The 11,467-nt window shown below is 37.6% G+C and carries 15 protein-coding genes and 2 tRNA genes; 12 read left to right on the plus strand and 5 right to left on the minus strand.

From position 1 onward, the window contains the following. Window positions 1-23 precede the first annotated feature (23 nt). The 7 genes from ACYT32_RS02360 to ACYT32_RS02390 all read left to right on the plus strand — a co-directional run bounded on the left by ACYT32_RS02360 (window position 24) and on the right by ACYT32_RS02390 (window position 5,243). Window positions 24-2,120 carry a peptidoglycan D,D-transpeptidase FtsI family protein gene (locus ACYT32_RS02360; protein WP_395264473.1) on the plus strand — a complete coding sequence of 699 codons (2,097 nt, stop codon included), beginning with the start codon at window positions 24-26 and terminating at the stop codon, window positions 2,118-2,120. Between the two features lie 87 nt (window positions 2,121-2,207). Beyond that, on the plus strand, window positions 2,208-2,357 hold the full coding sequence (rpmG, locus tag ACYT32_RS02365) for a 50S ribosomal protein L33 (protein ID WP_010019383.1): 150 nt from the start codon (window positions 2,208-2,210) through the stop codon (window positions 2,355-2,357). A 48-nt stretch (window positions 2,358-2,405) separates the two neighbouring features. Further along, window positions 2,406-2,966: a 5-formyltetrahydrofolate cyclo-ligase gene (locus ACYT32_RS02370; protein WP_395264254.1), complete on the plus strand. Its 561-nt coding sequence runs from the start codon at window positions 2,406-2,408 to the stop codon at window positions 2,964-2,966. Continuing rightward, window positions 2,959-3,636, plus strand: a complete 678-nt coding sequence (locus ACYT32_RS02375; protein ID WP_395264256.1) for a rhomboid family intramembrane serine protease — start codon at window positions 2,959-2,961, stop codon at window positions 3,634-3,636. The genes ACYT32_RS02370 and ACYT32_RS02375 overlap by 8 nt, the downstream gene beginning before the upstream one ends. A gap of 1 nt (window position 3,637) precedes the next feature. Next, window positions 3,638-3,865, plus strand: coding sequence for a YqgQ family protein (locus ACYT32_RS02380; protein ID WP_395264258.1), 228 nt, complete (start codon window positions 3,638-3,640; stop codon window positions 3,863-3,865). Beyond that, complete coding sequence (locus ACYT32_RS02385) at window positions 3,862-4,824, plus strand: ROK family glucokinase (RefSeq protein ID WP_395264260.1); 963 nt, start codon at window positions 3,862-3,864, stop codon at window positions 4,822-4,824. The genes ACYT32_RS02380 and ACYT32_RS02385 overlap by 4 nt, the downstream gene beginning before the upstream one ends. An 11-nt stretch (window positions 4,825-4,835) precedes the next feature. Then, a complete protein-coding gene (locus ACYT32_RS02390; protein WP_395264262.1) occupies window positions 4,836-5,243 on the plus strand; it encodes a rhodanese-like domain-containing protein in 408 nt (135 codons plus the stop codon). A 63-nt stretch (window positions 5,244-5,306) separates the two neighbouring features. On the opposite strand, the gene ACYT32_RS02395 is transcribed toward ACYT32_RS02390, so the two are convergent. Continuing rightward, window positions 5,307-5,501 (minus strand): DUF3042 family protein, encoded by a 195-nt coding sequence (locus tag ACYT32_RS02395; protein ID WP_395264263.1) that lies wholly within the window; start codon window positions 5,499-5,501, stop codon window positions 5,307-5,309. Window positions 5,502-5,586: 85 nt separating this feature from the next. On the opposite strand from ACYT32_RS02395, the gene miaA reads away from it, so the two are divergent. From miaA to ACYT32_RS02410, 3 genes are all read left to right on the plus strand, one after another. Further along, entirely contained in the window at window positions 5,587-6,513 is a 927-nt protein-coding gene (miaA, locus tag ACYT32_RS02400) for a tRNA (adenosine(37)-N6)-dimethylallyltransferase MiaA (protein ID WP_395264265.1), read from the plus strand. Beyond that, complete coding sequence (locus ACYT32_RS02405; RefSeq protein WP_395264267.1) at window positions 6,506-7,756, plus strand: methionine gamma-lyase family protein; 1,251 nt, start codon at window positions 6,506-6,508, stop codon at window positions 7,754-7,756. The genes miaA and ACYT32_RS02405 overlap by 8 nt, the downstream gene beginning before the upstream one ends. A 365-nt stretch (window positions 7,757-8,121) precedes the next feature. Next, a complete protein-coding gene (locus ACYT32_RS02410; protein ID WP_395264269.1) occupies window positions 8,122-8,253 on the plus strand; it encodes a hypothetical protein in 132 nt (43 codons plus the stop codon). Between the two features lie 292 nt (window positions 8,254-8,545). Here the strand turns inward: ACYT32_RS02410 and ACYT32_RS02415 are convergent. The 4 genes from ACYT32_RS02415 to ACYT32_RS02430 all read right to left on the minus strand — a co-directional run bounded on the left by ACYT32_RS02415 (window position 8,546) and on the right by ACYT32_RS02430 (window position 9,427). Beyond that, window positions 8,546-8,619: transfer RNA gene (locus ACYT32_RS02415), tRNA-Arg, on the minus strand. A 145-nt stretch (window positions 8,620-8,764) separates the two neighbouring features. Next, window positions 8,765-8,838 (minus strand) — tRNA-Arg (locus ACYT32_RS02420). A gap of 125 nt (window positions 8,839-8,963) precedes the next feature. Further along, on the minus strand, window positions 8,964-9,086 hold the full coding sequence (locus tag ACYT32_RS02425) for a hypothetical protein (RefSeq protein ID WP_395264271.1): 123 nt from the start codon (window positions 9,084-9,086) through the stop codon (window positions 8,964-8,966). Between the two features lie 155 nt (window positions 9,087-9,241). Beyond that, the gene (locus ACYT32_RS02430) at window positions 9,242-9,427 is read right to left on the minus strand and encodes a hypothetical protein (RefSeq protein ID WP_395264273.1); all 186 of its coding nucleotides are present in this window, start codon (window positions 9,425-9,427) and stop codon (window positions 9,242-9,244) included. A gap of 188 nt (window positions 9,428-9,615) precedes the next feature. On the opposite strand from ACYT32_RS02430, the gene ACYT32_RS02435 reads away from it, so the two are divergent. Further along, complete coding sequence (locus ACYT32_RS02435) at window positions 9,616-11,016, plus strand: carboxylesterase family protein (protein ID WP_395264275.1); 1,401 nt, start codon at window positions 9,616-9,618, stop codon at window positions 11,014-11,016. A 142-nt stretch (window positions 11,017-11,158) separates the two neighbouring features. After that, a complete protein-coding gene (locus ACYT32_RS02440) occupies window positions 11,159-11,407 on the plus strand; it encodes a hypothetical protein (protein ID WP_395264277.1) in 249 nt (82 codons plus the stop codon). Window positions 11,408-11,467: the final 60 nt, after the last annotated feature.

Raw genomic sequence — 11,467 nt, forward strand, 5'->3', positions numbered from 1 at the left:
GAAGGATAGATATGAGAAGAATACTGGATATAATAAAGAAAAGAACAGGTAGTCAAGCTAAGTCTACTATTCCATTTCGACTAAACCTGCTTTTTTTTATTGTCTTTGTCCTATTCGCAACCTTGGTCGGACAGTTGGCTTATCTCCAGATCGTTTATGGTGGTAAGTTCACAGCTGAAGTTGACAGAACAGATAAGACAGTAATGACAGGCAGTGTGCCACGTGGAATGATCTACGACTCAAAGGGAAGATTGCTAGTCGGCAATTCGACTTCTAATGCAATTACTTACACAAAGAGTGGTTCAGTTAAATCGAGTGATATATATACGATTGCTAACCGATTGACTAAGTACATAGCTATTACGCCAGATGATTTGACTGAACGTGATAAAGCAGATTATATCTTGGCAGCTCCGAATAAGTCAGCCAAGGTAGCTAAGCAAATGCCTAAGTCTTATCGAGTGGATTCAAATGGTGATGCACTCACTCCCAATAAGATATATTCAAACGAAGTTAAATATGTTCAGGCTCAAGGGATACATTTATCTGATAAAGATCTTCAAAGAGCTTCTTTATTTAAGAAAATGAGTTCAGCTTATTCACTTTCAACAGTGTTCTTAAAAGATAAAAATCTAAGTGCACGGGAAATTGCTGAAGTTAGTGAGCATTTGACTGAACTTCCTGGTATTAGTATCGGTAGCAATTGGAATCGTGATTACCCTCAAGGTAAATCGATTGCCAGTATTATTGGTGGCGTCTCGACTGAACAACAAGGTATCCCAGATGATGAGATCAACTCAATGTTAGCTTCTGGTTATTCAAGAAATGACCGAGTTGGTACAAGTTATTTGGAAAAAAATTATGAATCGATTCTTTCTGGTACTAAGAGTCAACGCCAAGTTCAAATTGGTTCCAACAATCAAATTAAGAAGAGCACCATTCTTTATAAAGGTCAAAAGGGTGGCAATCTTAATTTGACCATTGATTCGAGTTTCCAAAAGAAAGTTCAAGCTGATCTTGAGGAACAGTACAATGCAGCCAAGTCTGCTGGTATCACCCAATATTCTGACGGTGCTTATGCGGTTGTCTTGAATCCTAAGACCGGAGCAGTTTTAGCCATGGCTGGAATTCACAATAATCCGAAGACTGGTAAAACAACTGAAGATGCTCTAGGTGTTATCAACCGGACCTTCGTTATGGGTTCTGCTGTCAAAGGTGCGACTGTTTTAGGTGCAATGATGGATGGTGTTATTAGTCCAGAGAACAATACTCAAGCTGATGATCCTATTTATCTACCAGGTACACCGGTTAAGAAGTCTGTTTATCCAGCAGGCACGTTCGGTAGTTTGGATGCTATCCATGCGCTTCAATATTCATCTAATATTTATATGATGAACTTGGCCTTGAAGGAAGCCAAAGCTACCTATGTTCCAAATAAACAAATTACAATGAACTCGGATATTTTCTCGAAGTTACGTGGTTACTTCAATCAATTTGGACTCGGAGTTAAAACCGGAATCGATATTTCTGGTGAAACAACCGGTATCGAAGGTTCAACCCGTAATAGTGATGGCAGTTTGAAAACTGGTTCTGCACTTGACTTGTCGTACGGAAACTACGATGCTTATACGTTGATTGAAATGGCTCAATATATTTCAACAATTGCAAACGGCGGTTACCGTATGAAGCCTTATATCGTACAGTCCATTCAAAAGACAAAGGATGATGGAACGAAGGGTGCTTTAACTTCAGTAACTCAACCACAAGTCTTAAATAAAGTTGGCTTCACCCAAGATGAATTGAACGTTGTACGAAAAGGTATGTATGCCGCAGTTCACGGAAGTGGTTATTGGACAACTGCAACTAAGTTGAAAGATTTATCACCAGCTGTTGCTGCTAAGACTGGTACTGCCCAATCATTCTATTACGACCCTGATAATCCATCGAGTGATCCACCAGAAACAATCACAACTAGTTTGGTCAGTTTTGGACCTTATGATGATCCAAATGTTGCTATGGCAATCGTCTTTCCAAATCTAACCAGTGAGAATGGTAGTTACCCTAATTTGTTGGCACATCAAATTTATACTGATTATTACAAGATGACAGGCCAGAAATAATCTAAATTAAGCCTTTTAATATAGCGTAAAAAATGATATATTTAATTAGTTGAATTTAGTTAAGTTTTTATGAAAGGATGTTCCAATATGAGAGTTAATATAACAATGGAATGTACTTCATGTCATGAACGTACATATCTAACAAGCAAGAGCAAACGTAACAATCCCGATCGTCTTGAACTTAAGAAATATTGTCCACGCGAACGTACTGTTACATTGCACCGCGAAACAAAATAAACAACAGGTTAAAACCCCTGTTGTTTTTTTTACTAAGGGAGTGATCAGTTGGATAAGGTCAGTTTTAGAAAGCAACAAATCGATCTCGTCAGTGACTTTATGAAATCTGATAAAGCACAAAAAGAGATCAACGATCTCTATCGACAATTATTTGATAATTTGGATTTCCAAAATACTCCAAGTATTGGGATTACTTTGAGTATGAATAACGAAATACCAACATTTCCAATCATTAATCAATGTTTTGAAATGGGAAAAGATGTATATATTCCTAAAACATTCGATGATTATTCGATGACTTTCGTCAAATATACCAAGGACACGGAATTGGTTGAATCAAATTTTGGGATTAGAGAACCGAAGGATTATGAAAACAACATCATGGACCCACCGGATCTCTTGATCGTTCCTGGTTTGGCATATTCGAAAAATAATGATCGCTTAGGGTTTGGAGCCGGCTATTTTGATCGCTACCTAGCTAAGTATCCAACGAAGACAATTTCCTTAGCTCTATCCAAGCAATTCTATCAAGAGACACTTTGGCCCATCTATGTGCTAGACAAGCAAATTGATGAGGTTTTAGTCTCTACAGGTGAACCAAATGAATAGGCTCGATGAATTTAAAAGCTCGTATATGGCTTGGTCATTATTGATCTTAACGGTTTTCGTTTATCTGGTTGAGACTTTTAGTGGCGGTTCACAAAATACCCAGACCTTGATCTATTTGGGAGCAGAAGCCAACGTTTTGATTAGAGATGGTCAGTGGTGGCGACTGATTGCACCAATATTTTTACATATTGGTATCTTCCATATTCTGATGAATGGGTTTACACTATTCTATGTCGGTCGAATCCTAGAACCAGTCGTTGGTCATTGGCGCTTTCTTGTGATCTACATGGTGAGCGGGATTATCGGTAACTTAGCCAGTTTTGCTTTTGGAGCTGATAATGCTATCTCCGCTGGGGCAAGTACTTCCTTGTTTGGGATGTTTGGGGTATTTTTGTCTTTGGCCTTGATTTATCGAGAAAATCGTTTCTTATATGAACTGGGTAAAAGCTTTTTAGGATTGATCGTTATCAATTTGATCATGGATCTAACCATATCTGGGATTAATATCTGGGGTCATCTCGGTGGCGCATTAGGAGGGATTCTTTTGGGCTATGCCTGTGGTTTGCCAAATAGTAATCGTCCGAAGATGATCTATCGAATTTTAGTCATAGTGATAACTATAGTTGTTTCTTATCTTATGTATGCAAAGGGTATGATGTTTATTGGATAATATGAGCTTTAGAACTCTCTATGATGTCCAGCAGCTTTTGAAACGCTTTGGAACTTTTGTCCATGTTGGTAAAAGGATTTGGGACATCGAGCTGATGTCGAGTGAAGTAAAGCGCTTGTACGAAGGCGGATTAATTGATAAACAGACTTTTATTCGTGTTCAAATGGTCTTAAAACGGGAACACAGAAAAGAAGAGAAAAAAGAAGAAGAAAAGGACAGATCAAAGTGACAGAGAAAAAGTTAATCGGTGTTGACCTTGGTGGTACAACAATTAAATTTGCTATTCTTACTGATAAAGGTGAGATTCAACAAAAATGGAGTATTGAAACCAATATTCTATCTGATGGACAATTGATCATTCCTGATATCATTGATTCAATCAATCACCATATCAAGATGTATGACATGACTCCAGACCAATTTGACGGTATTGGACTAGGTTCACCTGGTACAATTGACCACCAAAAAGGAACAATCAAAGGTGCTTTTAACCTTAACTGGACTAATGAAGTTTATCCAGTGCGTGATATTCAAAAGGGTACTGGCTTACCAGTTGTAATCGAAAACGATGCTAACGTTGCTGCACTTGGCGAAAGATGGCAAGGTGCTGGTAACAACGCAAATGACGTTGTCTTTGTAACACTTGGAACTGGTGTTGGTGGTGGTATCATCACTAATGGAAAATTAGTTCAAGGTGCTAATGGTGCTGCAGGTGAAATCGGTCACGTTACCGTTGATCCTAATGGTTTCTTATGTACTTGTGGTAAGAGAGGCTGTTTGGAAACAATCGCTTCAGCTACTGGTATCGTTCGTGTGGCTAGAGACCGTGCTTCAGAATACGCTGGCAACTCACAATTGAAGGCCATGCTTGATGATGGTCAAGATATCTCCGCTAAAGATGTTTTCGATCTAGCTAAAGAAAATGATGATTTAGCTTTGATGGTTGCCGATTATGTTTGCGAATCACTTGGATTTGTGCTTGGAAACATCGCTAATACTTTGAATCCTAAGTACATCGTCATTGGTGGTGGAGTTTCTGCTGCTGGTGAATTCCTACGTGCTAAGGTTGAAAAGGCGCTTCGTACTAACTTATTCCCAACAATCAGAGATACAACTGAGTTGAAGTTGGCTAGTTTAGGTAATGGTGCCGGAGTTATCGGTGCTGCTTCATTGATTAAAGTTGATTAGGGGTTTTGTTGATGCAAGTTTTAAATGCAGTTTTGTATGTTATTGTAATCGGATTTTTAATCTATTGGGTCGGTTCTTGGCTATATTACATGCTTAAAGGCCGTAGTATGGGTGGAGCACTCGACCAAAAGACATTTGAGGAATCGATGCGCAAAGCTCAAATTGTTGATTTAAGAGAGAAAAATGCCTTTGACGCTAAACATATTTTAGGTGCCAGAAATTTGCCATATTCACAATTAAAGTACAATGAGGGTGAATTGAGACCAGATCTTCCGGTTTACTTATATAGTGACAATAAAAATATGTGCGTTCGTGCAGCTCTTAAGTTACAAAAGAAGTGGGGCTTTACTGACGTTAAGTGGTTGTCTGACCGTTTCAACGACTGGGAAGGTAAGACTAAGAAGACTACTAAAATTTAAAAAAATGCTGTGCAGAGATTATTCTGACACAGCATTTTTTATTATATATAATAGTTAAGTGGATTAGCCTTGATGTGCTTGTAGACTCTTACGGTTAGCACGTCTGCGGTTGGATTCGATTCTTTCGTTTTCATCGTTTTCAGGTTCAATGACCTTTTTTTGAAAAGCATGCAATGCACCATAAACTGCGGTAGCAGTTGTTAGTGAACCAACAAGGAACCCTTTAACAAAACGAAAATGTTTTTGTTTTTTTGCCATAATAATATTCCTCCTGTCTTTAATTCTCATTATGGCTTATTTCGATTAAAATATCTATAAAAGACTGTCTAAGAGAGGTAATTTTTTGATAAAAGTTGTTGCAATTGTAGGACCCACCGCCGTAGGTAAGAGTGCCCTGGGTTTAAAATTAGCCCAAAAATTTCAAGGGGAAATCATTTCTGGAGATTCCATGCAGATTTATCGTCATTTAGATATTGGCACAGCTAAGGATTCTCCAGCAGAATTGCAGGCGGTCCCACATCATTTGGTCGATATCTGCGATCCCTCTCAACGCTATACCGTAAAAGATTTTCAAACGAAAGCTCGGAGTATCATTACTCAACTTTCAGCGGAACAGAAATTACCATTAGTAGTTGGGGGAACTGGTTTTTATTTGAGTTCGTTGATCAATAATCTAAACCTCGGTGGTGATGAAAAAATTGACCAGAATATTCGTCAAAAATTGATGGCACTGGAACAAGCCGGAGAAATTGAAAAACTTCAAGCAATTTTAAAAGGTACAGATAAAAGAGCTTATGAACAAATTGATATTGATAATTCCAGACGTTTGATCCGGGCAATTGAAGTGAAATTGACCACTGGTCGTTCTATCGTTGACCAAGAGAATGGACATACTTGGGCTGACTTTTATTTGGTTGGTTTGACAGACGATCGCCAGAAACTCTACCAAAGGATCGATTCTAGGGTAGATAAGATGGTGGAGCTGGGACTTTTGGAAGAAGCACGATATGTTTATCAGCACCGGGATAGCTTTTTACAAGCTAAGAATGGAATCGGCTATAAAGAGTTGTTTCCTTACTTTGCAAAAGAATCTGATTTAGAGAGCTGTTTAACGGAACTGAAGAAGAATTCTCGACACTTTGCCAAACGTCAGTTGACATATTTCCGTAATCAAATGTCGGTAGATTGGTATAATATTAGTGATGAACCAGATTATCAAACGGTAATTGAGGGGAAAATACGAGATTTCATGGAGGGAAAAAATGTCTAAATGGAATGCAGAATTTCCAGATAAATTAAAACAAGTGATTGCAGACGTCGATGCGCAAATTGCACCTAAATTGGCCCAAATCGATGAGCAAGTCTTGGACAATCAAAACAAAGTCCTGGCAGCTTTTCGCAAGGAAAGTATCGATGAGTCGAGTCTACTAGGGACAACTGGTTATGGTGACGATGATCGTGGCCGTGATCAACTAGAAGCTGTTTATGCTGATGTCTTTCATACTGAAGCTGCTTTAGTTCGGCCACAATTTGTTTCCGGAACACATACCTTGGCTACAGCCTTGTTTGGACTTTTGCGTCCGGGAGACAATCTCTTGTATGTGACCGGTGAACCTTACGATACGATGCAAGAAGTCATCGGGACTGCTGGCAATAAAAAAGGCTCATTGATCGACTATCAAATTGGATTTGATTTTGTAAAAATGGCTGGCGATAAGGTCGATTATGAGTTGATGAAACAAAAGATAACTGAACAAAAGCCAAAAGTGATTGCCATCCAAAGATCACGTGGTTATTCGACACGTAAGAGTTTGACTGTTAAAGAGATTGCAGAGATCATTAAGCAGATCAGAACCGTCTCGAAGGCAACCGTTTTTGTCGATAATTGTTATGGTGAATTTTCCGAGGAAATCGAACCAACTGACGTCGGCGCAGACTTAATGGCCGGTTCTTTGATTAAGAATGCTGGTGGTGGCTTGGCTAAAGTCGGTGGCTATATCGTCGGCAAAAAAGAATTAGTTGAATTAGCAAGTTATCGTCTGACCGCACCTGGTATCGGAGCCTCAGAAGGGGCTACAATCGATCGTCAGGCTGAAATGTTCCAAGGATTCTTCCTAGCACCTAGAGTGACTGGAAATGCCATCAAGGGAGCAATTTTTGAAGCAGCCATCTTTGAAAAATTGGGATTGAACGTATCGCCTAAGTGGAATGATGATCGTACAGATTTGATTCAAACGATTGAATTTGGCGATCCCGACAAGATGGTACAATTCGCACGAGTTGTTCAAAAATTCTCACCAATTGATTCAAATGTTTCCCCTGTTCCTAGTGCTATGTCGGGATATGAGGACCAAGTTATTATGGCCGCAGGGACGTTTGTATCAGGTGCAAGTATCGAATTTTCTTGTGATGGACCAATGCGGGCTCCATATATCATCTACATTCAAGGCGGATTGACCTACGAGCATGTGAAGATTGCTATTTCCAATGCTTGTAAAGAATTATTCTTTTAAAAGTTAGACTACTCTTCAGGAGTAGTTTTTTTTTGCCCAAAATGCGAACAATCGGCTGAAAAATTAGTTAGTTCTAAATATAATAATATTTTTATTATTGCATCCTTTAAAAATATGAAAATAGGGATATTTTTATGCTTCGTTAAAGAAGTCTGATTTACAAGTCAGAACATTTAGAAATTAGTCTCAACTAACTAATGTATTTGCCTTGTTTCTTACAATAAATTAGTTGACTTCATTGGGAAACAAATAAAAAGTTTACGAACTATATCATGATACGAAAATAAAAAAGTTTGGGTATTTTCCTTGATTTTATTTATAATCCGAGTATGATTAAGAATCATAATTAATTGGAGGTAAGCAATATGAGATATAAAGTTACTTTAGACACGAAACGTCAATTGTTTACCGTATATGATAAGAAAAACAAACGGGTTTCTGCATGCGGTAAGTCAATTGAAGAAGCTATGAATAAATTGTTGAAGATGGTTGCATAGTATAGTCAATTATCATTTTTTAACAGGAATGTAATTTAGAATACAGTTTTTTTACAACTGTCGTTAAAAATAGATTTCTGGCTTAAGAGATGTTATATTGAATTTGCAACGAGAGTTGCGTTTTTATCCTCAACAATAATAATTAATAAGAGTCAATTCCTTTTGTGGAATTGGCTTTTTATTTTATAGTATTAGGTGAGCTAAAGAAACAAGAATTAAGTACAAAAAAAGCCCACGATCGTTGATTTATCAATAATCATGAGCTAATAGTGATTCTAAGGCAATAAAAAAATGTCACAGGTGAGATTCGAACTCACGACCTACGGTTTAGAAGACCGTTGCTCTATCCAACTGAGCCACTGTGACATCACTCGTACTATTATAGAGAAAAGTACTTAAAGTTGCAACGAGAAAATTGAAATTAATTAATATTTTTTTTGAAACGATTTTCCCAACAAAAAAGCCGATAACGACTGACTTATCAGTAATTATCGACTTATTCATATTTTAGTGTCACAGGTGAGATTCGAACTCACGACCTACGGTTTAGAAGACCGTTGCTCTATCCAACTGAGCCACTGTGACATCACTTGTATTATTATAGTGAAAGGTGTTGCAGGCTGTCAATCCAAAAAAGATAATTTGTGCAAGAAAAAAGGTTCACTTTTAAATAAGTGAACCATCCCTAATAATAATTTACTAAAATGACATCATTTGCTAGAAATAAAGGCTTTATTTTCGCCTTCAAGTTCAGCCAAAATTTCTCTATCTTTTGTGGAAGTGTTGGTTTTTTCGGCCTTTATTAACGATTTGATAAATTCTACTATTTTCATAATCTTCATCTCCGAAATAACAGCAGCTTTTAATGTCATCAGAATCTGGACAGAACACCTATTAGGTAAGGCTTCCACCCCTTACCTCAGTTCTTATTATAACAGAATTATTACAATTGTTACAAAAATATTACTTTTGGCATAATAAAATTATTTTAGGGTTGAATCAGTTCCTTGCGTCGGTTATCAATGATCTTTTGTAATTCTTTCAGATCATCTAAAGTTGACTTTTTACGGATAAAACTTCTTGCTGAAGAACGCATGGCAATATAATTAGCGCGTTCGCGGTGATTTTTGTGCCATTTTTCGTTAGCACGTTTTTGTGCATCTGTTAATACCATATATTTCTCTCCCTTAAAAAACATATCTCTGAAATTATATACAATGTCATTTTAGTAAACAAGGAAAATTATGAATAAATTTATATAAAATTCTTGTAAAAATGTTTACATAAAAATCTTGTGCATTCATATCATTAGTTTAAAATATTATCTAAATTGATATTTTGTTCATTGGGGGTTTATTTTAAATGAAGAAGATAATAAAAACAACTACTGGGACATTTCATGGCATTATGAGCGGCCATCATCTGGATTTCTTAGGAATTCCGTTTGGATACGGACGCCGTTTTAAACGTGCTGAAGAATTCTCGATGGCTAAATTTGGATCAAATGAAGTCAATAAAATGCATTATGCAGTTCATCATGGTATTCAGCCCATGCAAGATGAGGCGCTTGAGCAAAATAATCAAGTCCGTTTTGGCGAGAACTGTTTAAACTTAAATATCAGTACCCCTGATGTCGACGGTAAGTTCCCAATTGTGATCGAACTCTATGGCGGCGGCTTCTTACGGGGTGGCAACTATCAGCCGCAAATGACTTGGCTAGATCAACAGCCCGTCGTCCACGTAACTCCTAATTATCGTTTAGGCCTTTTTGGTTGGGGGGTAATCGATGGTGGGGATACTAACGTCGGTTTATCTGATCAGTTATTAGCCATCCAGTGGGTCTTAGACAATGCCCAAAGTTTTGGGGGAGATGTCAATAATGTTTCCTTAGCTGGCTTGTCCGCTGGTGCTAAGTCGATTTCAGCGTTAATGGCATCTAATTCGCCGATGCTTGATCGGATTCAAAAGATCATGCTCTTTTCCGGAGGAGTACAGACGATCCGTGATTTAAAGACGGCCCAAAAAGTGATCGAACGGATATGTCAGACTAATAAAATCAAGACTAGCAAGGATCTTTTCAATCTGACCGATGATGGTCTGCAACTAGTCCAAAGTAAACTCGTCGCTGATCATACAGCAACTAATTGGTTTGGTCCTGTGATAGATGATGATTTGATCAGTCAAGATTGGTCTGATAAGTTATTGCAACGTCTGTCGCGGACACATTTTAAGACAATTATTTCAGCTGGAACTAATGAGTTGGGTGATTATAAGAAGTTTGGTATCAATCATTTGGAAGAGGAAATAATCCCAGATTTGTTTGGTAAAAATGCCGAGGTCTTAAAAAAGCAACTTCTGCCAGAGACTTTTTCCAAGAATGACTTCGTACAAATGCTTGGTACAGCCATGTATCGTTTACCAGCAAGACGCTTAGCAGATCTTTTGGCCTCACAACCAGCGGCTGAAGTTTACTGCAATTCCGAAAGTGTTTTCGAAGGTCATCACGGCGGCTTAATTAAGTACCTGAATTTGCCAGAAGCTCAACTGAATATTGACTATCGTAAGAATCGTGAATATCTGTTGGAATTATTGTTAGAATTTATTAACACTGGTAAACCATATTCCGAAGCAATCAAGTATGAATGGCCACTCTTTGATCAGGACCGATTAGTTTTAGAGAGTGATGCTGACGATTTAAAGAGCGTTTCGGTTATCGATCATCGTATTCCGGAAGGGTTACCTTGGCAATCTTATAAATTATAAAAAAATAAATGCCTATATAACAGTGAACTTAATTATTTAATATAAATCCTCTCTTGCAAAGCCGATAATTAACATTTACAATACTCGTCGGAGTGTATAAAGTTTAAGCGTATTATTGTGCTGGAATTTTAGAGGTGGAGATTTGAGAAGAAAGTTTTCGTTTATTATTACAATTGCTTTCATTCTAGTTGATGTTGTTGCAGCCTTTTTAACACAACAGGCAATTATTAGTAATTTAATGGGGATTTTGATCGGTATTAGTTTAATCGTTGCCTTAGCGTTGATTACCAGAATTATCAAAAACTGGAATTTGCCACGGGGCAAATATGTCATCGCAACGATTTTCTTCTTTCTGATCTTAGGAAGATTAGTTATAACTACCTTAGCGTAGATAAAAAATTGAATATTTCGTCATAGGATTGTGTGAGAATTAATCTACGCAGTCCTTTTT

This window comes from Companilactobacillus sp. FL22-3 (assembly GCF_054881455.1).